The 23409-nt window shown below is 67.8% G+C and carries 24 protein-coding genes; 18 read left to right on the plus strand and 6 right to left on the minus strand.

From position 1 onward, the window contains the following. Nucleotides 1-24: 24 nt before the first annotated feature. The 4 genes from moeA to JYG37_RS07390 form a co-directional block, all read right to left on the minus strand. Nucleotides 25-1323, minus strand: coding sequence for a molybdopterin molybdotransferase MoeA (gene moeA, locus JYG37_RS07375; protein ID WP_050011487.1), 1299 nt, complete (start codon nucleotides 1321-1323; stop codon nucleotides 25-27). A 111-nt stretch (nucleotides 1324-1434) separates the two neighbouring features. Beyond that, nucleotides 1435-2052: a molybdenum cofactor guanylyltransferase MobA gene (gene mobA, locus JYG37_RS07380; protein ID WP_050011486.1), complete on the minus strand. Its 618-nt coding sequence runs from the start codon at nucleotides 2050-2052 to the stop codon at nucleotides 1435-1437. Nucleotides 2053-2080: 28 nt separating this feature from the next. Then, entirely contained in the window at nucleotides 2081-3193 is a 1113-nt protein-coding gene (gene moaA / locus JYG37_RS07385; RefSeq protein ID WP_213345977.1) for a GTP 3',8-cyclase MoaA, read from the minus strand. Between the two features lie 132 nt (nucleotides 3194-3325). Continuing rightward, complete coding sequence (locus JYG37_RS07390; protein WP_213345978.1) at nucleotides 3326-6523, minus strand: Rne/Rng family ribonuclease; 3198 nt, start codon at nucleotides 6521-6523, stop codon at nucleotides 3326-3328. Between the two features lie 720 nt (nucleotides 6524-7243). Here JYG37_RS07390 and JYG37_RS07395 point away from each other — a divergent pair. From JYG37_RS07395 to JYG37_RS07410, 4 genes are read left to right on the plus strand one after another with little or no spacing between them, the layout of a single operon-like run. After that, entirely contained in the window at nucleotides 7244-8248 is a 1005-nt protein-coding gene (locus tag JYG37_RS07395; protein ID WP_050011483.1) for an RluA family pseudouridine synthase, read from the plus strand. A 5-nt stretch (nucleotides 8249-8253) separates the two neighbouring features. After that, nucleotides 8254-8913: an HAD-IA family hydrolase gene (locus JYG37_RS07400; protein WP_050011482.1), complete on the plus strand. Its 660-nt coding sequence runs from the start codon at nucleotides 8254-8256 to the stop codon at nucleotides 8911-8913. Further along, entirely contained in the window at nucleotides 8910-9311 is a 402-nt protein-coding gene (locus JYG37_RS07405; protein WP_050011481.1) for a Rieske (2Fe-2S) protein, read from the plus strand. Before JYG37_RS07400 ends, JYG37_RS07405 begins: the two co-directional genes overlap by 4 nt. 12 nt (nucleotides 9312-9323) lie before the next feature. Next, on the plus strand, nucleotides 9324-10316 hold the full coding sequence (locus JYG37_RS07410; protein WP_050011480.1) for a S49 family peptidase: 993 nt from the start codon (nucleotides 9324-9326) through the stop codon (nucleotides 10314-10316). 69 nt (nucleotides 10317-10385) lie between these two features. On the opposite strand, the gene JYG37_RS07415 is transcribed toward JYG37_RS07410, so the two are convergent. Both JYG37_RS07415 and JYG37_RS07420 read right to left on the minus strand, forming a co-directional pair. Then, nucleotides 10386-11108 carry an SAM-dependent methyltransferase gene (locus JYG37_RS07415; protein WP_209939418.1) on the minus strand — a complete coding sequence of 241 codons (723 nt, stop codon included), beginning with the start codon at nucleotides 11106-11108 and terminating at the stop codon, nucleotides 10386-10388. After that, nucleotides 11105-11737: a Maf-like protein gene (locus tag JYG37_RS07420; RefSeq protein WP_089464634.1), complete on the minus strand. Its 633-nt coding sequence runs from the start codon at nucleotides 11735-11737 to the stop codon at nucleotides 11105-11107. The genes JYG37_RS07415 and JYG37_RS07420 overlap by 4 nt, the downstream gene beginning before the upstream one ends. A 230-nt stretch (nucleotides 11738-11967) precedes the next feature. Here JYG37_RS07420 and JYG37_RS07425 point away from each other — a divergent pair, with 230 nt between their 5' ends. The 14 genes from JYG37_RS07425 (at nucleotide 11968) to JYG37_RS07490 (ending at nucleotide 23382) form a co-directional block, all read left to right on the plus strand. Then, nucleotides 11968-12603, plus strand: coding sequence for a DUF177 domain-containing protein (locus JYG37_RS07425; protein ID WP_050011478.1), 636 nt, complete (start codon nucleotides 11968-11970; stop codon nucleotides 12601-12603). Between the two features lie 97 nt (nucleotides 12604-12700). Further along, nucleotides 12701-12880, plus strand: a complete 180-nt coding sequence (rpmF, locus tag JYG37_RS07430) for a 50S ribosomal protein L32 (RefSeq protein ID WP_006051932.1) — start codon at nucleotides 12701-12703, stop codon at nucleotides 12878-12880. Nucleotides 12881-13009: 129 nt separating this feature from the next. Continuing rightward, entirely contained in the window at nucleotides 13010-14116 is a 1107-nt protein-coding gene (plsX, locus tag JYG37_RS07435; RefSeq protein ID WP_050011476.1) for a phosphate acyltransferase PlsX, read from the plus strand. Next, nucleotides 14117-15106: a beta-ketoacyl-ACP synthase III gene (locus tag JYG37_RS07440; protein ID WP_050011475.1), complete on the plus strand. Its 990-nt coding sequence runs from the start codon at nucleotides 14117-14119 to the stop codon at nucleotides 15104-15106. Nucleotides 15107-15190: 84 nt separating this feature from the next. After that, nucleotides 15191-16123, plus strand: a complete 933-nt coding sequence (gene fabD / locus JYG37_RS07445; protein ID WP_012492432.1) for an ACP S-malonyltransferase — start codon at nucleotides 15191-15193, stop codon at nucleotides 16121-16123. 36 nt (nucleotides 16124-16159) lie between these two features. Further along, nucleotides 16160-16909: a 3-oxoacyl-ACP reductase FabG gene (gene fabG, locus JYG37_RS07450; protein WP_006476504.1), complete on the plus strand. Its 750-nt coding sequence runs from the start codon at nucleotides 16160-16162 to the stop codon at nucleotides 16907-16909. 144 nt (nucleotides 16910-17053) lie between these two features. After that, nucleotides 17054-17293 carry an acyl carrier protein gene (acpP, locus tag JYG37_RS07455; RefSeq protein ID WP_004197638.1) on the plus strand — a complete coding sequence of 80 codons (240 nt, stop codon included), beginning with the start codon at nucleotides 17054-17056 and terminating at the stop codon, nucleotides 17291-17293. Nucleotides 17294-17457: 164 nt separating this feature from the next. Next, a complete protein-coding gene (gene fabF / locus JYG37_RS07460) occupies nucleotides 17458-18690 on the plus strand; it encodes a beta-ketoacyl-ACP synthase II (RefSeq protein ID WP_050011474.1) in 1233 nt (410 codons plus the stop codon). 11 nt (nucleotides 18691-18701) lie between these two features. Next, nucleotides 18702-19166, plus strand: coding sequence for a hypothetical protein (locus JYG37_RS07465; RefSeq protein ID WP_050011473.1), 465 nt, complete (start codon nucleotides 18702-18704; stop codon nucleotides 19164-19166). 91 nt (nucleotides 19167-19257) lie between these two features. Beyond that, on the plus strand, nucleotides 19258-19857 hold the full coding sequence (rpoE, locus tag JYG37_RS07470) for an RNA polymerase sigma factor RpoE (protein WP_006490873.1): 600 nt from the start codon (nucleotides 19258-19260) through the stop codon (nucleotides 19855-19857). 86 nt (nucleotides 19858-19943) lie between these two features. Then, entirely contained in the window at nucleotides 19944-20561 is a 618-nt protein-coding gene (locus tag JYG37_RS07475; protein ID WP_213345979.1) for a sigma-E factor negative regulatory protein, read from the plus strand. Between the two features lie 5 nt (nucleotides 20562-20566). Next, a complete protein-coding gene (locus JYG37_RS07480; protein ID WP_050011471.1) occupies nucleotides 20567-21619 on the plus strand; it encodes a MucB/RseB C-terminal domain-containing protein in 1053 nt (350 codons plus the stop codon). A gap of 16 nt (nucleotides 21620-21635) precedes the next feature. Continuing rightward, complete coding sequence (locus JYG37_RS07485) at nucleotides 21636-23138, plus strand: DegQ family serine endoprotease (protein ID WP_050011470.1); 1503 nt, start codon at nucleotides 21636-21638, stop codon at nucleotides 23136-23138. Between the two features lie 7 nt (nucleotides 23139-23145). After that, nucleotides 23146-23382: a glutaredoxin family protein gene (locus tag JYG37_RS07490; protein WP_050011469.1), complete on the plus strand. Its 237-nt coding sequence runs from the start codon at nucleotides 23146-23148 to the stop codon at nucleotides 23380-23382. Nucleotides 23383-23409 lie beyond the last annotated feature (27 nt).

A 23409-nucleotide genomic window follows, 5' to 3' on the forward strand; every position in this document is an offset into this window, starting at 1 on the left:
CCGTAGAAATATACCGATTGGAATTCAGATCAGGCCGTCGAGCGGCAGGATGTCGACCGGGGCGCCCGCGTCGACTGCCGCGGAATCGTGGCCCAGGACGATGAAACAGTTGGCGGCCGCGAGACCGCTCAGCGACGCCGAGCTTTGCGATCCGACCGGTACGACGTGCCATTGACCGTCGGCGGCGCGCGTCGCGATGCCGCGCAGGTAGTCGGTGCGGCCGGGGCGTTTCTTCAACGGTTGCGTGCTGAGCGCCGTGTACATGGCCGGCGGCGGCGTGCGCGCGCCGGCCAGCGTCAGCAGCGCGGGGCGCACGATCGCATGGAACGTCACGGCAGACGCGACCGGATTGCCGGGCAAGCCGAAGAACAGCGCGTGACCGGCGTCGTCGGCCGCGCGGGCGAGCGTACCGCACGCGAGCGGGCGGCCCGGTCGCAGCGCGAGGCTCGCGAACGTCACGTCGCCGAGCCGGGCCATCACGTCGCGCGTGAAATCGGCTTCGCCGACCGACACGCCGCCGGACGTGATCACCGCATCGGCCTGCGCGGCGATGGCGTCGCGCAATGCGGCTTCGAGCGCGGCCGGGTCGTCGCGGACGATCCCGAGATCGATCGCGTCCACGTGCAGCCGTTCGAGCATTGCGATCAGCATCCCGCGATTGCTGTCGTACAGCGCGCCGCGGCCGAGTGGTTCGCCGGGCTCGCGCAACTCGTCGCCGGTCGAGAACACGGCGACGCGCACGCGCCGGCGCACCGTGACGTCGACGATGCCGAACGACGCGAGCAGGCCGAGATCGGACGGCCGCAAAATGCGGCCCGCGGCGAGCGCACTGGTGCCGCGCGCGAGATCCTCGCCGGCCTTGCGGCAGTTCGCGCCGCGCGCGACGTCGTGCGCGGCGAAGCGAATCGCGTCGCCGTCGACGCGAACGCGTTCCTGCGGAATCACCGTGTCGCATCCGGCCGGCATCGGCGCGCCCGTCATGATGCGCACGCATGCACCGGCCGCCACGGCGCCGTCGAACGGATGGCCGGCGAACGCGGTGCCGACAACCGTCATCGCGACCTCGCCCTGCGCCGACGCGAGTGCCGCGGCTCCGCCGTCGAACGCATAGCCGTCCATCGCCGAGTTGTCGTACGCGGGAATGTCGAATGGCGCGCTCACGTCGGCCGCGAGCACGCGATCGAGCGCCTCGCGCAGCGCCACCGTATCGCACGCGTCGACGGGCACCGCGAAGCGGCACGCGAGTGCCTGCGCGTCGGCGAGCGACAGCGGGGCATCGGGGTCGGGTGCGGTTCGGGAGGCGGGCGAGGATTGCGTGATCATCAGTCGGACTGCGCCGCAAGGCGTATCGGGTTCGTGGCCGGTGGCGCGAGGAGGGTGCCGGGGCGCGGGTTTCGCGTGCGGCAGACGCCGGGCGGGAACGGCGCGGGGCCGTCAACGGCGGGCCAGCGCGGCCAGTTCCTGCCAGGAATTGGCATTGTAAAACGCACGCTCGTCGCGAAACTCGACTTCGACCGTCGTGTGGCGTGCGTACCACGCACGCATCTTGCGGTCGCCGGCCGCGAGTCGGGCGGCGAGGTCGTCCGCCAGCGACGTGCGCAGCAGCGCGAACGTCGGCTGCGGCGAGCGCATCTGCTGCGCGTCGACGGTGACCGCCATCGCGATATCGGCCTGTTGCGCGTCGAGCGCCGCATGCAGCCGCGCGACGAGGTCGGCGGGCAGATAGGGCGTATCGCACGGCGAGCACGCGACCAGCGGTGCGCGCGCCGCGCGCATGCCGGCAAGCAGGCCCGCGAGCGGCCCGGGGAAGTCGGGTGTTTCGTCGGCGACGATGCGCGCGTCGAACGGCGCACCGAGTTCGGCATAGCGATCGGCATGGCGATTCGCGCTGATCACCGTCTCGTCGACCTGCGGCGACAGCCGGCGCAGTACGTGCAGCGCGAGCGGCGTACCGTCGAGCAGTTGCAGGCCCTTGTCGACGCCGTCCATGCGCGTGGCGCGCCCGCCCGCGAGCAGCAGGCCGGCGATCGACGGGGAGGCGGGAGCGGGCATCGTGCGCGGATGGACAGAGCGGCGTGCGTCAGCCGCCGATATACGACATTTCGACGCGCTTGCCGGCGCCGTCGGGCGCGCCGTCGGCCAATGCGCTGCCGCGCAGTTGCGAATAGCGGTCGGTGCGCGCGTGCCAGATGCGGGCGATCGCGGTCGCGATCTCGGCATCGGTCGCGCCGCCGCGCACGAGCGCACGCAGATCGTGCCCCGTCGACGCGAACAGGCACAGGTACAGCTTGCCTTCGGTCGACAGCCGCGCGCGCGTGCAGTCGCCGCAGAAGGCCTGCGTGACGCTCGAGATCACGCCGATCTCGCCGCTGCCGTCCGCATAGCCCCAGCGCTGCGCGGTCTCGGCCGCCGTGTGCGGCTCGAGCGGCACGAGCGGGAAATGTTCGGCGATGCGCGCGACGACGTCCGCCGACGGCAGCACCTCGGTCATGTTCCAGCCGTTCGACGTGCCGACGTCCATGTATTCGATGAAGCGCAGGATCACGCCGGTGCCGCGAAAACGCTCGGCCATCGGCAGGATCTCGCTGTCGTTGGTGCCGCGCTTCACGACCATGTTGACCTTGACCGGCGCGAGGCCCGCGGCCTGTGCGGCGAAGATGCCGTCGAGCACGTCGGCGCTCGCGAACTCCGCATCGTTCATGCGCTTGAACAGCGTATCGTCGAGCGCATCGAGGCTGACCGTGACGCGCGTGAGCCCGGCGTCCTTCAGCGCGCGCGCCTTGCGCGCGAGCAGCGAGCCGTTGGTCGTCAGCGTCAGGTCGAGCGGGCGGCCTGCGTGCGTCGTCAGGCGCGCGAGCCGCTCGATCAGGAATTCGAGGTTCTTGCGAAGCAGCGGCTCGCCGCCCGTGATGCGGATCTTCTCGACGCCGTGTGCGACGAAGAGCCGCGCGACGCGCTCGATTTCCTCGTGCGTAAGCAGCGCGCTGTGCGGCAGGAACGGATAGTCCTTGTCGAAGACCGCGCGCGGCATGCAGTACACGCAACGGAAGTTGCAGCGATCCGTCACCGAAATGCGCAGGTCGCGCAGCGGCCGGGCGAACGTGTCGGCCAGCGTGCCGTCGGGGGCATGCGCGACGCCGGAGACGTCCGGCATCCCGCTGACGTCGGCGAGGGGAATGATGCGTCGGGACATGTTGGAAGAAGTGCGAACCAGACTGCTATTTTAGCCGCAACCGGCCGGCGGGGCCGGTGGGCGGAAACCCGCAGCGCGGACGTGAAAAAGCCCGCCGGAGGCGGGCTTTTCCTAGGTCGTGCGATGCGCCGTTCAGTGGTGCGTCGTTTCGACCTGCTGCATCGGGGCCGTATCGGCCGGCGGCAGCACCTTGCGTTCGCGCGGCACGCGGGCCGGGCGCGGGAGTCGCGATGCGGCTTCCTGCGCGGCCGCGAACTTGTCGGCGTCCGTGTTCACCCAGACGAGACCGGCCTGCTCCAGCACGACATCCAGGCTCGCCGAAGCGGGCGCGGCTGCCGGTTGTGCGGGAGCCGGCGTCGGTGCCGGTGCGGCGACGGCCTCGACCGGTGCTGCGTCGACAGGCGCTGCTTCGACCGGTGCTGCTTCGACCGGTGCCGGTTCGACTGCCACCGGAGCGGCTTCGATCGCGACGGCCGGTGCGGCTGGCTCGACCGGTGCGGCTTGCGGCGCCTCGACAGCGACCGGCGCGGCTTGCGGCGCCTCGACAGCGACCGGAGCGGCCGCCGGCACTTCGAACGCATCGGTCGGCGATACCGCGACCGGCGCCGGGCCCGCTTCCGCGACCGCCGGTGCGACCGGTGCCGGTTCTGCTGCCTGGACGGCGACGACGGGCTCGACCGGGGCGGCCGGAGCCGCTTCGGCGTGTGCCGGCGCCGGCTGCGCTTCGACAGCGGCTGGTGCGGCATGCTGCTCGGCGACGGCTTCCACGGCGACCGCGCTGGCCGCGGCCGCGACGACTACCGGTGCGGCAGTGTGGGCCGGTTCGGCCGCGACCGGCGTCACGGCTTGCGCCGCGACTTCGCCTTCGGCGCCTTGCTCGGCCTGGTCGACCGAGCCGTCTTCCTCGCGCTCGCGACGACCGCCGCGGCGGCCGCGACGGCGACGGCGGCGTTCTTCGCCGTCACGTGCGCCGGCTTCCGCATCGGCTGCCAGTTCCGCGCCGGGCAGGGCTTCTGCAACAGCCTTGTCGGTTTCCGGTTCCGGATGGTTTTCGCCGCGGGTGACGGTTTCGAGCGTGGCCGCATGCTGGGTCGGCTTGCGGCGTTCGCCGCGCTCGCGACGCTCGCCGCGTTCCTGGCGCTCGCCACGGCCGGCTGCTTCGACGCCTTCCGGCTGTTCGACGCGCTCGCGCGGTTCGCGGTTTTCCCGCGGTTCGCGCGGCTCACGGGCTTCACGCGGCTCGCGACCTTCGCGCGGGCCACGGCCCTCGCGGCCTTCGCGACCCTCACGGTTTTCACGACCTTCGCGGTTTTCGCGACCCTCGCGGCCCTCACGCAGCTCACGACCCTCGCGCGGCTCACGGCCTTCACGCGGTTCGCGCACTTCCTTGCCTTCGCGCTCCTGGCGTTGCGGCTGGCCACGGCCGGCGGCTGCCTGGTCACGGCCGCCTTGCGCCTGCTGGGCGCCGCCGCGACGGTTGCGGTTGCGATCGCCGCCGCGCTGCTCGGTCTTTTCGGTGCGCTCGCGAGCCGGGCGGGCTGCCTGCTCCTTCGCCGGGGCTGGCGCGACCGGTGCGGGCGCCGGTGCCGGCGACACGCCGAACAGGCCCTTCAGCCAGCCGATGAAGCCGCCGCTTGCCGCGGCGCCGGGCGCCGGGGCGGGGGCCGCAACGGGTTCGACCGGACGCTGCGGCGCCGGGCTCGGTGCCGGACGCTCGGGCGTGATGCCCTTGACCGCGGCTTCCTGCTTCGGCTTCACTTCGGCCGCACGCTTGCTGTAGCCGGTTTCCGACTCGAGCTCGCGGGCCGCTTCCTCGGCCATCTTCCAGGATGCGCGCGGATCGTCGAGGCGCGCGTCGTCGTGACGCAGGCGCTCGAGCTTGTAGTGCGGCGTATCGAGGTGCTTGTTCGGGATCAGCACGATGCCGACCTTGAAGCGCGACTCGATCTTGTTGATTTCCTGACGCTTTTCGTTCAGCAGGAAGGCGGTCACCTCGACCGGCACCTGGCAGTGGATCGCCGCGGTGTTTTCCTTCATCGCTTCTTCCTGAATGATCCGCAGGACCTGCAGCGCGGACGATTCGGTATCGCGGATGTGGCCGGTGCCGTTGCAGCGCGGGCACGTCACGTGGCTGCCTTCCGACAGCGCCGGGCGCAGGCGCTGGCGCGACAGCTCCATCAGGCCGAAGCGGGAGATCTTGCCCATCTGCACGCGCGCACGGTCGTGCTTGAGCGCGTCCTTCAGGCGCTGCTCGACTTCACGCTGGCTCTTCGCCGATTCCATGTCGATGAAATCGATCACGATCAGGCCGCCGAGGTCGCGCAGGCGCAGCTGGCGGGCGACTTCGTCGGCCGCTTCGAGGTTCGTGCGGGTGGCCGTTTCCTCGATGTCCGCGCCCTTGGTCGCGCGGGCCGAGTTCACGTCGATCGCGACGAGCGCTTCGGTGTGGTCGATCACGATCGCGCCACCGGACGGCAGCGGCACCGTGCGCGAGTACGCGGTTTCGATCTGGTGCTCGATCTGGAAACGCGAGAACAGCGGCACGTCGTCGTGGTAGCGCTTCACCTTCGCGACGTTGTCCGGCATCACGATGTCCATGAACGCACGGGCCTGATCGTGGATTTCGTTCGTGTCGATCAGGATTTCGCCGATATCGGGCTGGAAATAGTCCCGGATCGCGCGGATCACGAGGCTCGATTCCAGATAGATCAGCATCGGCTGGCCGGCGTTGCCGCTTTGCGACGCCGCTTCGATCGCGCGCCACAGTTGCAGCAGGTAATTCAGGTCCCATTGCAGTTCCTCGGCGCTGCGGCCGATGCCCGCGGTACGGGCGATCATGCTCATGCCGTCCGGAATCTGCAGTTGCGCCATCGTTTCGCGCAGTTCCTGGCGCTCGTCGCCTTCGATCCGGCGCGACACGCCGCCGCCGCGCGGATTGTTCGGCATCAGCACGAGGTAGCGGCCGGCGAGCGAGATGAAGGTGGTGAGGGCGGCGCCCTTGTTGCCACGCTCTTCCTTCTCGACCTGGACGATCAGCTCCTGGCCTTCGCGCAGCGCATCCTGAATGCGCGCGGAGCGCATGTCGATGCCGTCCTTGAAGTACTGGCGGGCGACTTCCTTGAACGGCAGGAAGCCGTGGCGGTCTTCGCCGTAGTTGACGAAGCACGCTTCGAGCGACGGCTCGATACGGGTGATGACACCTTTGTAGATATTGCCTTTGCGCTGTTCGCGCCCGGCGGTTTCGATGTCGATGTCGATGAGCTTTTGCCCATCGACGATGGCGACGCGCAGCTCCTCCTGCTGCGTCGCATTGAACAGCATGCGTTTCATGAACGACTCCAGGCGGCTCCGCTGCCGGCGCCTCGCGGTTGTCAGTGGCGAGGGCGGGAACGACGGCAGGCCGCACCTTGTTGTGTTGTCACGAGCACGCTGGAGCGGGAACGCTGGCGGGGAGAATTGCCTGAAGAGGCGCTTGGGCCCGAAAGACGGGGCCGGCGGCCATAGGGCACCTGCGAATACGGCTTCAAAGCACGGCGTTCACACACCGCACGCTGCAAAAGCGCGCTAAGCCTGTCCGGGCATTGCCACGGGCGCGCGCAATGCGTCGCGCGCGCCGACGGGCGGCAGATGCTGCGGCTTGGGCCGCAGCGGGGAGTATCGAATCCAGCCCGACTTTCCCGCTTGGGGTGTACTTCCCTGGTTTGACGTCGCCAAGCCCCGCACGCTTCGCGGGGCCAAATCGGGCGCAACGCCGTAATTTTCGCAACCGGCAGCCTGCGGACGCACTGCGCGCCGTCGGGCTGCCGATCAAATTCTTTTCAACCAACTTTCCGTTACCGCGGCGCCTTGCCGACCGAATCCGCCTGTGGGCGCGATCCTTGCCGACGGGCGGCGCCGTGCGTGCAACTTGCTGCATCTCTTTGATTAGGGGCGAGCAGCGGACCCCCGGCGCAAGTAAAATAGCGGTTTGCGCTTGCGCCTTGCCCAATTCAGCCGGGGCCGGCCGATCAGGCCACCCACAACGTCAGGCTGGGCAAAATTATATTCAGTATGAATGAGTTAGGCAAAATATCCCAGAATTCGGTCGCAAGCGGCCAGGTATCGATGATCGAGATCGACGAAAACTCGGCCGGTCAGCGTATCGACAATTTCCTGTTGCGCGTCTGTAAAGGCGTGCCGAAAAGCCATATTTACCGGATCCTGCGCAGCGGCGAAGTGCGCGTGAACAAGGGCCGGATCGACGCGCAGTACCGCCTGGAACTGGGCGACCTCGTCCGCGTGCCGCCGGTGCGCGTGGCCGCGGCCGACCTCGCACGCGCCGACACGCCGGTCGTGCCGCCCGCGAATTTCGACGTGCTGTACGAGGACGACGCGATGCTCGTGATCGACAAGCCGGCCGGGGTCGCGGTCCACGGCGGCAGCGGCGTCGCGTTCGGCGTGATCGAGCAGATGCGGCAGGCGCGCCCGCGCGCGAAATTCCTCGAACTGGTGCATCGGCTCGACCGCGAGACGTCCGGCATCCTGATGCTCGCGAAGAAGCGCACGGCGCTCGTCGCCCTGCACGAGCAGATCCGCGAGAACCGGATGGACAAGCGCTACTTCGCGTGCGCGCATGGCGAATGGCAATCCGACTGGGGCCGGCGCCGCGCGGTGAAGGCGCCGCTGTTCAAGTATTCGACCCCGGAAGGGGAGCGCCGCGTGCGCGTGCAGGACGATGGGCTGGCCTCGCATACGGTGTTCAACCTCGTCGACCGCTGGTCCGACTATGTGCTCGTCGAAGCGGAACTCAAAACGGGTCGGACCCATCAGATACGGGTGCACCTCGCGCATCTCGGCTTGCCGATCGCCGGCGACGCGAAGTATGGCGATTTCGCACTGAACAAGGCGCTGGCGCGCGCGAACGCGCAGCCGTCGCTGAAGCGGATGTTCCTGCATGCGCACCGCCTCAAGCTCGCGCATCCGCTGACCGGCGAGGCGCTGCAGTTCGATGCGCCGTTGCCGGCCGAATGCCGGCGCTTCCTCGATCAACTCAGCGCATTGCGCGATACCGCCTGAACCGCATGGCTCGACAGCAATTTGACCTGATCGTCTTCGACTGGGACGGCACGCTGATGGATTCGACTGCGCACATCGCGCACAGCATCCAGGCCGCATGCCGCGATCTCGGTCTGCCCACGCCGTCCGACGAGGCCTCCCGCTACGTGATCGGCCTCGGGCTGCGCGACGCGCTGCAGATCACGGCTCCGACCCTCGATCCGTCCGACTATGCGCGGCTGGCCGAACGCTACCGCTATCACTATCTGCTCGACGACCAGCGCATCCAACTGTTCGCCGGCGTGCGCGAGCTGCTCGCCGAACTGCGCGACACGGGCTACCTGCTCGCCGTCGCAACCGGCAAAGGGCGGGTCGGGCTGAACCGCGTGCTCGACCAGTCGAAACTGACGAGCTGGTTCGATGCGACGCGCTGCGCGGATGAGACGTTCTCGAAACCGCATCCGGCGATGCTGCACGAGTTGTCACGGGAATTGGGGCAGGACCTGTCGCGCACCGTGATGATCGGCGACACCACGCACGACCTGCAGATGGCCGCCAGCGCCGGCGCGGCCGGCGTCGGCGTCGCGTACGGCGCGCACCCGGCCGATGCGCTGGCGGCGCTCACGCCGCGCTTCGTCGCGCCGGACGTCGGCGCGCTGGCCGCCTGGCTGCGGGAGCACGCATGAGCGCGGCGCCGGACGCCGTGCGCGTATGCGCGTCCGACGCGCTGACCGACGGCGGCGTCGGCGTGCGCGTCGACGCGACGCTGCGCGGCGAGCAGGCCGTCGTGTTCTTCGTGCGTTACGACGGCCGCGCGTACGGCTACCTGAACCGCTGCGCGCACGTGCCGATGGAGCTTGACTGGGCCGAAGGGCAGTTCTTCGAGTCGTCGGGCCTCTATCTGATGTGCGCGACGCACGGCGCGATCTACGCGCCGGATACCGGCAAGTGCGTCGGCGGCCCGTGCCGCGGCGGCCGCCTGCGACCGGTCGAGGTCGACGAGCGCGACACGCCCGACGGCCGTGCGGTATTCTGGGTGCCCGATGCGGACCTGCATCCTGCCACTTCCGCCACGACCGATTGACGACACTACTGCATGGCCGACCAACCGAATTCCCCGGATTCCTCCTCCCGTCCCGACAGCCGTGAACCGAGCTGGGAGCGCGCGGCGCTCGAGCGGATCGCGCTCGCGGCCGTCAAGGAGCAGCGCGCGGCACGGCGCTGGAAGATCTTCTTCCGCTTCGCGTTTCTCGGCGTGTTCGTGCTGTTCGCGTTTGCGCTGATCGATTTCTCGAGCGATTCGAAGTTTTCGGCGAGCGGGCGGCATACGGCGCTCGTGACGATCGACGGCGAGATCGCGGCCGGCGTCAACGCGAACGCCGACGACATCAACACGGCGCTCGACGCCGCCTTCGACGACGACGGCACGGTCGGCGTCGTGCTGCGGATCAACAGCCCGGGCGGCAGCCCGGTGCAGGCCGGGATGGTCTACGACGAGATCCGGCGGTTGCGCGGCAAGTATCCGGACAAGCCGCTGTACGTCGTCGTGACCGACATGTGCGCGTCGGGCGGCTATTACATCGCGTCCGCCGCCGACAAGATCTTCGTCGACAAGGCGAGCATCGTCGGGTCGATCGGCGTGCTGATGGACGGGTTCGGCTTCACCGGGCTGATGGGCAAGCTCGGCGTCGAGCGGCGCCTGCACACGTCGGGCGAAAACAAGGGCTTCTACGATCCGTTCTCGCCGGAAACGCCGAAGATGGACGCGCACGCGCAGGCACTGCTCGACCAGGTGCATGCGCAGTTCATCAAGGCGGTGAAGGATGGCCGCGGCAAGCGGCTGCACGAGACGCCCGACATGTTCTCGGGCCTGTTCTGGACCGGCGAAAAGAGCGTCGAACTGGGCCTCGCCGACGGCTACGGCACGACCGACACGGTCGCACGCGACGTGCTGAAGGCGCCGGATCTGGTCGACTACACGGTGAAGGAAAGCCTGACGAATCGCGTCGCGCGCAAGTTCGGCGCGGCCGTCGGCGGCGCCGCGATGAAGGCGCTGACGGCCGGCGGCGCGTCGGTCAGCCTGCGCTGACGGCTGGCGGCAATCGGCGGGCCGCGACGGCCCGCCTTTCATCTGGCTGGCGGATCGCCGTTCGCGGCATCAATTCGCGAGCAGCAGGAAGATCGCGGGGCGCTTGTGCAGATTCGGCGCAGGCGCTTTTTTCCAGTCGGCCACCGTGCGGCTCGCGATCGTTTCGGTCGCGAGGGTCAGGTCGGCCGCGACGCAGATCTGCGTCGACGGCGCGCAGGTCGCGACCAGCGTGTCGAGCATCGCGTGATTCCGGTACGGCGTTTCGATGAAGATCTGCGTCTGGCGCGCCTTGCGCGACAGTTGCTCGAGTTCGCGCAGCCGTTTCGCGCGCGCGGTCGCATCGACCGGCAGATAGCCGTTGAATGCGAAGCTCTGGCCGTTCAGGCCCGACGCCATCAGCGCGAGCAGGATCGAACTCGGCCCGACGAGCGGCACGACCTTCACGCCGCGCTCGTGCGCGCGGCGCACCAGCAGCGCGCCGGGGTCGGCGACGGCCGGGCAGCCGGCTTCCGACACGAGGCCCGCGTCCGCGCCGGCCAGCACGGGCGCGAGCAGCCGGTCGATGGCGCCGGCCGGCGTATTGACGTTCAGCTCGCTGATCTCGATTTCCTGGATCGGCCGCGTCGTGCCGATCTTCTTCAGAAACGCGCGCGTCGTTTTCGCGTTCTCGCCGATGTAATAGCCGAGCGTGCCGGCGCGCGCCTGCACGGCGGCGGGCAGCACGGCGGCGAGCATCGATTCGTCGCCTTCGCCGAGCGTGTTCGGGACCAGATAAAGCGTGCCGGCGGTCATGCGCGGTCTCCTCGGGTGGTGGCAAACAGCGGATAGTCGGCGGCGCGCAGCATCCGCGTGAGGGCGATCAGCGGCAGGCCGACGAGCGCGGTCGGGTCGTCCGAGTCGATCGCGTCGAGCAGCGCGATGCCGAGCCCTTCGGACTTCGCGCTGCCGGCCACGTCGTACGGCGTTTCCGCGCGCAGGTAGGCGTCGAGTTCGGCTTCGGGCAGCGAACGGAAGCGCACGTGCGTGACGATGTCCTCGACCTGCGCGTCGTCGGTGCGGCTGTCGTACAGGCAGAGCGCACTGTGGAATTCGACTTCGCGGCCCTGCATCGACATGAGCTGCGCGAGCGCGCGCTCGTGCGTGCCGGGCTTGCCGATCTGGTGCCCGTCGAAGGTCGCGACCTGGTCCGACCCGATCACGAGCACGCCGTCCGGCGCATCGATCGTCGCGGCCACGGCCCGCGCCTTCGCGCCGGCGAGGCGCAGCGCGGTCGCGGCCGGCGTTTCGCCGGCGAGCGGGGTTTCGTCGAGGTCGGGCGACACGACGTCGAAGGGCACGCCGAGGCGCTCGAGGAGCGCGCGGCGGTAGCGGGAACTGGAGGCAAGAATCAGCCGCGGCGGGCGGCAAACGGTATCCGGCATGGTCGGTTGGATCGGTGAGTCGTCAGGTGTGGCGCGGCGTTGCGCGGACGCAAGCTTAAGTGATTGACCGCAAAAGGTAAAACAGGTATGCTTTCCCGCTTTTCGTCGGCAGGCTTTCGTTGTGGTGGCGCCTGCCGGGTCTTCGGAAGTAAAGTACGTCATCCTTCGATGAGCCGTACGCGAGCGGTGCCAAGCCGGATCCGCAAGTCAGCCTGTAGGCAGGAGCGCACATGAACACTTCTTCTGGCAAACCTGCGGCGGCGCTCGATCCGCACGCGGTCGACCTGTTCGAGTTCGCCCGCAGCGGGCGGCAGGCAGCCGGGGCGGTGCGCCTCTCGCAACTGCCGCGCATGTTAAACGAAGTGCCGACGGACGCGCCAGATCGCGACACGGTCTTCACGTGGCAGGCGGAAGGGTTCACGCAGAAGGAGTTGCAGGACGACGGCGCCGACGGGCAGCAGCCGTATCTGCGCCTCGCGGTGCACGGCCATGCGTGGCTCACGTGCCAGCGCTGCGTGACGCCGTACGATCAGACGTTCGACGTCGACATGACGTACCGGGTCGTCGCGACCGAAGAAGAAGCTGAGGAATTTCCGCTCGACGACGATGAAGCCGATGTGATCGTGGGCTCACGCCAGTTCGATCTCGTCGACTTGATCGAAGAGGAATTGCTGCTTTCGTTGCCGCTCGTGCCCAAGCACGAGGTTTGCCCGGCAGTTCACGAAAGCCTCGTGTCGGGCGCGAGCGGTCCCGCGGAAGCGGCGGACGAGGAGTCCGACGAAGCCGGGGACGAAGGCAAACGGCCGAATCCGTTCGCAGCGCTGCAAGCGTTGAAGAAGGACGGTGACGGCACCAAGAAACACTAAGCAGTTGTGGCGCGGGAAGGCGTAGGGCTTTGGGCCAGGGTAGTTAAGCGCCGGATCGGGCTGTGTTAGAATCCGGAAAATTATTTAGGAGTTAGTCATGGCAGTCCAGCAAAACAAGAAGTCGCCGTCGAAGCGCGGCATGCATCGTTCGCACGATTTCCTGACGGCAGCGCCGCTGGCAGTCGAGCCGAGCACGGGTGAAGTGCATCTGCGTCACCACGTCAGCCCGAACGGCTACTATCGCGGCAAGAAAGTCGTCAAGACGAAGAACGACTAAGCGTCAAGTCACGCGTTGCGCGCTACGCTCGCCGTTCGCGTGACAACTGGTTCGCTTGACACTTTCCTGGCTCAACAAAAAGGCGGCATTCAACTGCCGCTTTTTTGTGCCTGAAATTCGTCGCATTCCATGACCGTAAAGCTCACAATCGATTGCATGGGAGGCGACCACGGCCCGTCCGTGACCGTTCCCGCGGCAGTCAAGTTCGTCCGCGCGCATCCCGATGCGCACCTGATGCTCGTCGGCATCGAAAGCGCGATTCGCGCTCAGCTGAAGAAGCTGAAAGCCCTCGACGATCCCGCATTGACCATCGTGCCCGCCACCGAAGTCGTGGCGATGGACGATCCTGTCGAAGTGGCGCTGCGCAAGAAGAAGGATTCTTCGATGCGCGTCGCGCTCAACCACGTCAAGGAAGGCGCGGCGCAGGCCTGCATCTCGGCCGGCAATACCGGCGCGCTGATGGCCGTTTCCCGTTACGTGCTCAAGACGCTGCCCGGCATCGAGCGGCCCGCGATCGCGTCCGCGCTGCCGAACCCGACCGGCTACACGATGATGCTGGACCTCGGCGCGAACGTCGACTGCGAGCCGCAGCACCTGCTGCAGTTCGCGGAGATGGGGCACGCGCTCGTGGCCGCGCTCGAAGGCAAGGAGCGCCCGACGATCGGCCTGCTGAACATCGGCGAAGAGGTCATCAAGGGCAACGAGACGATCAAGCGCGCAGGCGAGCTGCTGCGCGCCAGCACGCTCAATTTCCGCGGCAACGTGGAAGGCAACGACATCTACAAGGGCACCGTCGACGTGATCGTGTGCGACGGCTTTGTCGGCAACGTCGCGCTGAAGACGTCCGAAGGGCTCGCGCAGATGCTGTCGAACATCATCCGCGAGGAGTTCGGCCGTTCGCTGATGTCGAGGCTGATGGCGTTGCTCGCGCTGCCGGTGCTGATGCGTTTCAAGAAGCGCGTCGACCACCGCCAGTACAACGGCGCGGCGCTGCTGGGGCTGAAGAGCCTCGTGATCAAGAGCCACGGTTCGGCCGACGCGTACGCGTTTGAGTGGGCGATCAAACGCGGGTATGATGCCGTCAAAAACGGGGTGCTGGAGCGCCTCGCGCGCGCGATGGCGGATAATTCAGTGTCGCTCGGCGATGGCGGACACAACGCGGGCGGCGCGGGCCAGGCAAGCCCGGCCGCAGGCCATCACGCCGAACCTTCCGCTGCGCAATCCTCTAAAGCATAAATGGCCCAATCGACTCTCTATTCCCGCGTGCTCGGCACGGGCAGCTACCTGCCGCCCGACCGCGTCACGAACCAGCAGTTGACCGATCGTCTTGCGAAGGAAGGCATCGAGACCAGCGACGAATGGATCGTCGCGCGCACGGGCATCCACGCGCGCCATTTCGCCGCACCCGACGTCACGACGAGCGATCTCGCGCTCGAGGCGTCGCGTCGTGCGATCGAAGCGGCCGGTATCGATCCGCAGTCGATCGACCTGATCATCGTCGCGACTTCGACCCCCGATTTCGTGTTCCCGAGCACCGCGTGCCTGCTGCAGAACAAGCTCGGCATCAAGAACGGCGGTGCGGCATTCGACGTGCAGGCCGTATGCTCGGGTTTCGCGTATGCGATGGCCACGGCCGACAGCTTCATCCGCAGCGGCCAGCACCGCACCGCGCTGATCGTCGGCGCGGAGACGTTCTCGCGCATTCTCGACTTCAAGGACCGCACGACCTGCGTGCTGTTCGGCGACGGCGCGGGCGCGGTGATCCTGTCCGCGTCGGAAGAACCGGGCGTGCTCGGCAGCGCGCTGCACGCGGACGGCAGCTACTCGAACATCCTGTGCACGCCGGGCAACGTCAATCGCGGCGTGATCGACGGCAGCGCATTCCTGCACATGGACGGGCAGGCCGTATTCAAGCTCGCGGTCAACGTGCTCGAAAAGGTCGCGATCGAAGCGCTCGCGAAGGCGAATCTCGCGCCCGAGCAAATCGACTGGCTGATTCCGCACCAGGCCAACATCCGCATCATGACCAGCACCTGCCGCAAGCTCGGCCTGCCGCAGGAGCGCATGGTCGTGACGGTCGACCAGCACGGCAACACGTCGGCGGCGTCGATCCCGCTGGCGCTCGACGCCGCGGTGCGTGACGGCCGCATCCAGCGTGGCCAACACGTGCTGATCGAAGGCGTCGGCGGCGGCTTCACCTGGGGCGCGTCGGTCTTTCGCTTCTGATCCGCGGCGCGCGACAAGCCGCGCGCGGATCCCGTCGGCGCGCCGTTCGTGCGCGCCGTCCGAATCGATTCAATTGGGGACGATATGAAATTTGCATTCGTTTTTCCGGGGCAGGGCTCGCAAGCGATCGGCATGCTCAACGCATTCGCCGATCTGGCCGTCGTGCGCGAGACGCTCCAGGAAGCGTCCGATGCGCTCAATCAGGATCTCGGCAAGCTGATCGCCGAAGGTCCGGCCGAAGAGCTGAACCTGACCACCAACACGCAGCCCGTGATGCTGACCGCCGCATACGCGTGCTACCGCGCGTGGCAGCAGGCAGGCGGCCCGGCGCCGTCGATCGTCGCCGGCCACAGCCTCGGCGAGTACACGGCGCTCGTCGCGGCCGGCGCGCTTGCGTTCAAGGACGCGGTGCCGCTCGTGCGCTTCCGTGCGCAGGCGATGCAGACGGCCGTGCCGGTCGGCCAGGGCGGCATGGCCGCGATCTTGGGCCTCGACGACGACACGGTGCGCGCGGTGTGCGCCGAAGCCGCGGAAGCGGGCGTCGTCGAAGCGGTGAACTTCAATGCGCCCGCGCAGGTCGTGATCGCCGGCAGCAAGGCCGCGGTCGAAAAGGCATGCGAGATCGCGAAGGCGAAGGGCGCGAAGCGCGCGCTGCCGCTGCCGGTGTCGGCGCCGTTCCATTCGTCGCTGCTCAAGCCGGCGTCGGACCAGCTGCGCGACTATCTCGCGAACGTCGACGTGAAGGCGCCGCAGATTCCGGTCGTCAACAACATCGACGTCGCCGTGGTCAGCGATCCGGCCGCGATCAAGGATGCGCTGGTGCGCCAGGCCGCAGGCCCGGTGCGCTGGGTCGAGTGCGTGCGGCACATCGCCGGCACGGGCGTCACGCACGTGATCGAATGCGGTCCGGGCAAGGTGCTGGCCGGCCTGACGAAGCGCATCGACGGCAACCTGACGGGTGCGTCGGTGTTCGATCCGGCTTCGCTCGACGAAGCGCTCAAGCTCGCGACTGCCTGACGCGGCGCCTTTTCCCAAGCAACGGATATTCGATTCATGGACAAGACTCTCGATAAACAGGTTGCGATCGTGACCGGCGCGTCGCGCGGCATCGGCCGTTCGATCGCGCTCGAACTCGCGCGCCTGGGCGCGACGGTGATCGGCACGGCGACGAGCGAATCGGGCGCCGCCGCGATCACCGCGGCGTTCGCGGAAGCGGGCGTCACGGGCCGCGGCGCGGTGCTGAACGTCAACGACGCAGCCGCGGCCGAGGCACTGATCGATGCGACCGTGAAGGAATTCGGCGCGCTGAACGTGCTCGTCAACAACGCGGGCATCACGCAGGACCAGCTCGCGATGCGGATGAAGGACGAGGACTGGGACGCGGTGATCGACACCAACCTGAAGTCGGTGTTCCGCCTGTCGCGTGCGGTGCTGCGCCCGATGATGAAGGCGCGCGGCGGCCGTATCATCAACATCACGTCGGTGGTCGGCTCGGCCGGCAATCCGGGTCAGGTCAACTACGCGGCCGCGAAGGCCGGCGTCGCGGGCATGACGCGGGCGCTCGCGCGCGAGATCGGCAGCCGCGGCATCACCGTGAACTGCGTGGCGCCGGGCTTCATCGACACCGACATGACGAAGACGCTGCCGGAAGAACAGCAGGCCGCGCTCAAGACCCAGATTCCGCTCGGCCGCCTCGGCAGCCCGGAGGACATCGCCCATGCCGTCGCGTTCCTCGCATCGCCGCAGGCCGGTTACATCACCGGTACGACGCTGCACGTGAACGGCGGCATGTACATGTCGTAACGGTTTTCGTTTACCATCGGCGCCGTATCCCGTTTTTCAGGCGGACCGGCGCTTGATCGACCATCAAGCCAACGCGCGTTTTGCCGTCAGCAAACCTGATAAAATGCGCGCACTTGTAAATCTGAACTTTCCCTCGGAGGGGTAATGGACAACATCGAACAACGTGTCAAGAAGATCGTCGCTGAGCAACTGGGCGTCGCGGAAGCCGAGATCAAGAACGAAGCTTCGTTCGTGAACGACCTGGGCGCCGATTCGCTCGACACGGTCGAACTGGTGATGGCTCTGGAAGACGAGTTCGGCATGGAAATCCCGGACGAAGAAGCAGAGAAGATCACGACCGTTCAGCAAGCGATCGACTACGCTCGCGCAAACGTCAAGGCGTAAGCGCCTTTCGCGCTTGTCCGCCACGTCGCCGCGATCATCGCGATTGACGCGCCATCCTGCCGGCTCCGCGCCGGACGGACTAACAGCCACAGGGCTCGCAGGGCTGGTTCCTGTGGCCACTGTGGCTTTTGTTTTTGTCATCCAATAATGGAAAAGAGGTTACCGTGAGCCGCCGTCGTGTTGTCGTTACAGGCCTGGGGCTGATTTCGCCTGTTGGCAATAATGTTGCCGACGGCTGGGCCAATCTCGTCGCCGGCAAGTCCGGTATCGCCACCGTCACGAAGTTCGATGCGTCGAACCTCGCCTGCCATTTCGCGGGCGAAGTGAAGGGTTTCAGCGCCGAGGAGTACATCCCGGCGAAGGAAGCCCGGAACATGGATACGTTCATCCATTACGGCATCGCCGCCGGCGTCCAGGCCATCCGGGACAGCGGGCTGGAAGTGACCGAAGCCAACGCGGAACGCATCGGCGTGCTGGTCGGTTCCGGCATCGGCGGCCTGCCGATGATCGAGGATACGCACCAGACCTACGTCGATCGCGGCGCGCGCCGGATTTCGCCGTTCTTCGTGCCGGGTTCGATCATCAACATGATCTCGGGTCACCTGAGCATCATGTTCGGCCTGAAGGGCCCGAACCTCGCGGCCGTCACGGCCTGCACGACCGGCCTGCACTCCATCGGCCTCGCCGCGCGCCTGATCCAGGCCGGCGACGCCGACGTGATGGTCGCGGGCGGCGCCGAATCGACGGTCTCGCCGCTCGGCATCGGCGGTTTCGCGGCAGCACGCGCGCTGTCGACCCGCAACGACGATCCGGCGACCGCGTCGCGTCCGTGGGACAAGGACCGCGACGGCTTCGTGCTGGGCGAGGGTTCCGGCGTGATGGTGCTCGAAGAGTACGAGGCGGCGAAGGCGCGCGGCGCGAAGATCTATGCGGAAGTCGCAGGCTTCGGCATGACGGGCGACGCGTACCACATGACCGCGCCGAACATGGATGGTCCGCGCCGCTGCATGGTCGCGGCCCTGCGCGACGCCGGCATGAACGCCGACGAGGTCCAGTACCTGAACGCGCATGGCACGTCCACGCCGCTGGGCGACAAGAACGAGTCCGACGCGGTGAAGGCGGCGTTCGGCGAGCACGCGTACAAGCTCGTCGTGAACTCGACGAAGTCGATGACGGGCCACCTGCTGGGTGGCGCGGGCGGCCTCGAATCGGTGTTCACGGTGCTGGCGCTGCACAACAACGTGTCGCCGCCGACCATCAACATCTTCAACCAGGACCCCGAGTGCGATCTCGATTACTGCGCGAACACCGCGCGTGACATGAAGATCGACGTGGCCGTGAAGAACAACTTCGGCTTCGGCGGGACCAACGGCACGCTGGTGTTCAAGCGCGTCTGACGTCGAATCGCTTGACGAGTCCATTCGATGCTCCGGCCGGGCGTCCGCAGCGCTTTGCGTTGCGGGCCTCGGCCGTGTCGTATCTCGTGCTGGCCGCGTTCGTCGCGTCGGCTGCCGCATCGGCGTACCTGTTCTGGGCGCCGCGCGCGGGCGCTGCCGCCGGCGCAGGCGTGGCGGCTGTGACGGCGGCGCTGCTGGCCGTATGCGCGGCGCGGGCTTGCGCCCGCCGGCTGCCGGCCGAGCTGCAAATCGATGCGTTCGGGGAGATTGCGGCGTTTGGCCGCACCGGGCGCTTGCTGGCCCGCGGCCGTGTGACGGGCCATGCGCACTGGAGCAGCCTGCTGCTGGTGCTGTCGGTCGGGCAGGGTGCCCGGCGCGCGCGGCCGCTGCTGATTCCGGCCGACGCGCTCGATGCCGCGTCGTTCAGTGCGCTGTCGGTGCTGGCGAGAACGGCCGGGGCGGCGGCGCGGGCATGACGGCCGCGCGGTTACCGACCGTAACCAGCGGCCGGCGCCGGAACGCTACAATAACGCTCCGCGTTGCATCCCTAGTTAACGGATTTGTCAGGTGAGTGAAAAAGAAATCGATCAGGCTCTGGTCGAGCGCGTACAGAAGGGCGACAAGGCAGCGTTCGAACTCCTGGTCTCCAAATACCACCGCAAGATCATTCGGCTGATCTCGCGCCTCGTGCGGGATCCCGCCGAGGTCGAGGACGTGGCCCAGGACGCGTTCATCAAGGCGTATCGTGCGCTGCCGCAATTCCGCGGCGAATCGGCGTTCTATACGTGGTTGTACCGAATTGCCGTCAACACGGCGAAGAACTACCTTGCGACGCAAGGCCGCCGGGCGCCGACCTCGACCGAGGCCGATGCGGAGGAAGCGGAAACTTTCTCCGACGCAGACCAACTAAGGGATATCAACACGCCTGAGTCGATGTTGATGAGCAAGCAGATTGCCGAGACGGTCAACGCTGCAATGGCTCTGCTGCCCGAAGAACTGCGCCAGGCAATCACGCTGCGCGAGATCGAGGGCCTGAGCTACGAAGAGATCGCGGAAATGATGGGCTGTCCGATCGGGACGGTCCGGTCGCGGATCTTCCGCGCGCGCGAAGCAATCGCTGCCAAATTGCGTCCGCTGCTCGATACGCCCGAAGGCAAGCGCTGGTAAGCGCGACGGGCGGAACGACGCGGGTCGGGGTCTAGTTACGGATAGAGTCGTGAAGTCACGACGGGGTGTGCAAGATGGGGAGCATCATGGGGTCGGTCAATACGCAATCGCAAGCGTGCTCGCGCGGCGAGCGCCTTTCCGCGCTGGTCGACGGCGAAATGTTCGATGGCCCGGATCACGGGCAGTTTCTGGCTGAGCTCGACCGCGCGGATCGCGCCGTGTGGGCCCATTACCATCTGATTGGCGATGCGCTGCGCTCGGACGAGCTCGCGCTGCCGCCCGCGCTGAGCGTCGCGTTCACCGCGCGCATGTCGGCGGCGCTCGAAAGCGAGCCGCACCTGCTGGCGCCGGCGGCTGCACCGGTCGCGCGCAAGCTGCTGTCGCTGCGCCGCCGTGTCGTGCCCGCGTTCGCGGTGGCCGCCGCGGCCGCCACGCTGACGTGGATCGTCGTCCCGCAGATGCAGATGGCCGGTGCGCCGGGCGCCGTTCAGGTCGCGTCGGCAGGCGCGCCGCAGAGCGGCAACCTGCAGCGCGTGACGGTTGCGCAGGCATCGGCCCAGCCGGGCCTGCAGGACGTCAACATCATTCGCGACGCGAGCCTCGACCAATATCTTGAAGCGCACCAGCAATTCGCGCAGCAGCCCGTCGTCACGGGTTCGATGCCGCTGATCCGCGCTGCCGTGACCACCACGCCAGGCCAATAAACCCGATGCGGACATTGCAGTTGAATCACGCCATCTCCGGATGGAAGCGGCTGCCGGCCCTCCTGCTTTGCGCAGCCGCCCTGTTGTCCGTTCAATCCCTTCCCGCCAGCGCCCAGCAACCGGACGATCCCGTCGCGACCCGCAAGGGCGCCGCGGACTGGCTCGACCGCGTCCAGCAGGCCGCGCAGCAGCAGAGCTACGAAGGTACGTTCGTCTACCAGCGCGGCGGATACGTGCAGTCGTCGCGCATCGCGCACGTCTCGTCCCGCGACGGCGAGTTCGAGCGGATCGAAACGCTCGACGGCAAGCCGCGCAAACTGCTGCGGCACAACGACGAGTTGTACACGTTCGTGCCCGAGCGCAAGCTGTGCGTGGTCGAGCGCCGTCAGACGCGTGATTCGTTCCCCGCGCTGCTCGGCGCGAGCGGCGAGCACGTGATGTCCGTCTACGATGCGAAGTCGCTCGGCAAGGACCGCGTGGCCGGGATCGACGCACAAGTCGTCGAGCTCGTGCCGAAGGACGCGTACCGTTTCACGTACAAGCTGTGGGCCGACGCGCGCACCGGGCTACTGCTGCGTTCGCAGACGCTCGACGCGAACGATCGCGTGCTCGAGCAGATCGCGTTCTCGCAAGTGCAGACGGGCGGCGCAAGTGGCGACAAGGCTGCGATCGCAGCGGGCATGCGCAACCTGGGCGGCTGGACGGTCGTGCGTCCGCCGGTCGCGACGGTCGACATGGAAGCGCAGGGCTGGCAGCTCGCGCCGAGCGTCGCCGGCTTCCAGAAGATTCGTGAAGTGCGCCGGCCGATGGCCGCGCGCGATGCGGGCGATCCGCCGATCCCGGTCGACCAGGCCGTCTTCACCGACGGCCTCGCGACGGTCTCGGTCTTCATCGAGCCGGCCGAGAAAAACACGCGCAAGGAAGGCGCGGGCAGCACCGGCGCCACGCACGTTCTCGTGAAGCGCCGCGGCGACTACTGGATCACCGTGCTCGGCGAAGTGCCGCCGGCAACGTTGCAGCAGTTCGCGTCTGCCATAGAATACAAGGCTTCCAAGTAACGCTACGGCTCCCGACATGACGAAACTCACGCTGCGCAAAGTGCTCGCGGCGGCGGCGCTGTGTGCCTGCCTGCCGCTCGTCCCGCAAACCGCTGTCGCTGTCACGCCTCCCGCTGCCAGCCTGCCCGATTTCGCCGACCTCGTCGAAAAGGTGGGCCCCGCGGTCGTGAACATCCGGACCACCGCGAACGTGCCGGTACCCGGCCCGCGCGGCGTGCTCCCGCCCGGCTTCGACAACGGCGACATGTCGGAATTCTTCCGGCGCTTCTTCGGCATTCCGCTGCCGCAGGCGCCCGGCAACGGCGGCGGCAACGGCAGCAACCCGAAGAACGCGCCGGCGCCGGACAATGGGCCCGACACCGAGCAGAACCGCGGCGTCGGCTCGGGCTTCATCGTGTCGGCCGACGGTTACGTGATGACCAATGCGCACGTCGTCGACGATGCGGACACCATCTACGTGACGCTGACCGACAAGCGCGAATTCAAGGCGAAGCTGATCGGCGTCGACGACCGCACGGACGTCGCGGTCGTCAAGATCCAGGCGTCGAACCTGCCGGTCGTCGCGATCGGCGATTCGAACAAGGTGCGCGTCGGCGAGTGGGTCGTCGCGATCGGTTCGCCGTTCGGCCTCGACAACACGGTCACGGCCGGCATCGTCAGCTCGAAGAGCCGCAACACGGGCGACTACCTGCCGTTCATCCAGACCGACGTCGCCGTGAACCCCGGCAACTCGGGCGGGCCGCTGATCAACATGCAGGGCGAGGTGATCGGCATCAACTCGCAGATCTACAGCCGCACTGGCGGCTTCATGGGCATTTCGTTCGCGATTCCGATCGACGAGGCGATGCGCGTGGCCGACCAGCTGAAGGCGACCGGCAAGGTCACGCGCGGCCGGATCGCGGTGGCGATCGGCGAGGTGACGAAGGACGTGGCCGACTCGATCGGGCTGCCGAAGGCCGAAGGCGCGCTCGTCAGCAGCGTCGAGCCGGGCGGCCCGGCCGACAAGGCCGGCATCCAGCCGGGCGACATTATCCTGAAGTTCAACGGTCGTCCGGTCGAGGCGGCGTCGGACCTGCCGCGCATGGTCGGCGACACGAAGCCCGGCACGAAGGCGACGGTCAGCGTGTGGCGCAAGGGTCAGGCACGCGATCTGCCGATCACGATCGCCGAGACGCCGGCCGAGTCGACGGCGAAGGCCGAGCAGCGCAAGAACGCGCCGCAGAAGCCGCGTCAGGCCAATTCGCTCGGCCTGACGGTCAGCGACCTGACGGCGGAGCAACTGAAGACGCTGAAGCTGAAGAACGGCGTGCAGATCGATGGCGTCGACGGCCCGGCCGCCCGTGCGGGCCTGCAGCGCGGCGACATCGTGCTGCGCGTCGGCGACATCGACATCGCGAACGCGAAGCAGTTCGCCGACGTGACCGCGCAGCTCGATCCGCAGAAGGCGGTCGCGGTGCTCGTGCGGCGCGGCGACAACACGCAGTTCGTGCCGGTGCGGCCGCGCGCGACCCAGAAGTAACGCGCCGATGTTCACGCTCTACGGCCGCGGCTGGTGCCACCTGTGCGACGACATGCGCGACGCACTGGCGCCGGTGGCGGCCGAATTCGGCGTCTCGGTCGACTACGTCGACATCGACACCGATGCGGCGCTCGTCGCGCGTTACGACGAGGACGTGCCGGTGCTGCTGCTGGACGGCGCGGAAGTGTGCCGCCACCGGTTCGACGACGCCCGGGTGCGCGGCGCGCTGGCGGCCCGGCGTTGAGCCTGGCTTGCCGCGGGCCCGTGCCGC

It is taken from the genome of Burkholderia sp. LAS2 (assembly GCF_018417615.1).
GTDB classification, from domain to species: domain Bacteria; phylum Pseudomonadota; class Gammaproteobacteria; order Burkholderiales; family Burkholderiaceae; genus Burkholderia; species Burkholderia sola.

What these genes read in the sequence shown, in the direction of transcription:
- fabD (WP_012492432.1), top strand. Translation starts at nt 15,191, where the DNA reads ATGAAATTTGCATTCGTTTTTCCGGGGCAGGGCTCGCAAGCGATCGGC.
- JYG37_RS07440 (WP_050011475.1), top strand. Translation starts at nt 14,117, where the DNA reads ATGGCCCAATCGACTCTCTATTCCCGCGTGCTCGGCACGGGCAGCTAC.
- plsX (WP_050011476.1), top strand. Translation starts at nt 13,010, where the DNA reads ATGACCGTAAAGCTCACAATCGATTGCATGGGAGGCGACCACGGCCCG.
- JYG37_RS07405 (WP_050011481.1), top strand. Translation starts at nt 8,910, where the DNA reads ATGAGCGCGGCGCCGGACGCCGTGCGCGTATGCGCGTCCGACGCGCTG.
- mobA (WP_050011486.1), bottom strand. Translation starts at nt 2,052, where the DNA reads ATGCCCGCTCCCGCCTCCCCGTCGATCGCCGGCCTGCTGCTCGCGGGC.
- JYG37_RS07480 (WP_050011471.1), top strand. Translation starts at nt 20,567, where the DNA reads ATGCGGACATTGCAGTTGAATCACGCCATCTCCGGATGGAAGCGGCTG.
- JYG37_RS07475 (WP_213345979.1), top strand. Translation starts at nt 19,944, where the DNA reads ATGGGGTCGGTCAATACGCAATCGCAAGCGTGCTCGCGCGGCGAGCGC.
- JYG37_RS07410 (WP_050011480.1), top strand. Translation starts at nt 9,324, where the DNA reads ATGGCCGACCAACCGAATTCCCCGGATTCCTCCTCCCGTCCCGACAGC.
- moaA (WP_213345977.1), bottom strand. Translation starts at nt 3,193, where the DNA reads ATGTCCCGACGCATCATTCCCCTCGCCGACGTCAGCGGGATGCCGGAC.
- JYG37_RS07490 (WP_050011469.1), top strand. Translation starts at nt 23,146, where the DNA reads ATGTTCACGCTCTACGGCCGCGGCTGGTGCCACCTGTGCGACGACATG.
- rpmF (WP_006051932.1), top strand. Translation starts at nt 12,701, where the DNA reads ATGGCAGTCCAGCAAAACAAGAAGTCGCCGTCGAAGCGCGGCATGCAT.
- moeA (WP_050011487.1), bottom strand. Translation starts at nt 1,323, where the DNA reads ATGATCACGCAATCCTCGCCCGCCTCCCGAACCGCACCCGACCCCGAT.
- fabG (WP_006476504.1), top strand. Translation starts at nt 16,160, where the DNA reads ATGGACAAGACTCTCGATAAACAGGTTGCGATCGTGACCGGCGCGTCG.
- JYG37_RS07415 (WP_209939418.1), bottom strand. Translation starts at nt 11,108, where the DNA reads ATGACCGCCGGCACGCTTTATCTGGTCCCGAACACGCTCGGCGAAGGC.
- acpP (WP_004197638.1), top strand. Translation starts at nt 17,054, where the DNA reads ATGGACAACATCGAACAACGTGTCAAGAAGATCGTCGCTGAGCAACTG.
- JYG37_RS07395 (WP_050011483.1), top strand. Translation starts at nt 7,244, where the DNA reads ATGAATGAGTTAGGCAAAATATCCCAGAATTCGGTCGCAAGCGGCCAG.
- JYG37_RS07400 (WP_050011482.1), top strand. Translation starts at nt 8,254, where the DNA reads ATGGCTCGACAGCAATTTGACCTGATCGTCTTCGACTGGGACGGCACG.
- JYG37_RS07390 (WP_213345978.1), bottom strand. Translation starts at nt 6,523, where the DNA reads ATGAAACGCATGCTGTTCAATGCGACGCAGCAGGAGGAGCTGCGCGTC.
- JYG37_RS07485 (WP_050011470.1), top strand. Translation starts at nt 21,636, where the DNA reads ATGACGAAACTCACGCTGCGCAAAGTGCTCGCGGCGGCGGCGCTGTGT.
- JYG37_RS07425 (WP_050011478.1), top strand. Translation starts at nt 11,968, where the DNA reads ATGAACACTTCTTCTGGCAAACCTGCGGCGGCGCTCGATCCGCACGCG.
- JYG37_RS07420 (WP_089464634.1), bottom strand. Translation starts at nt 11,737, where the DNA reads ATGCCGGATACCGTTTGCCGCCCGCCGCGGCTGATTCTTGCCTCCAGT.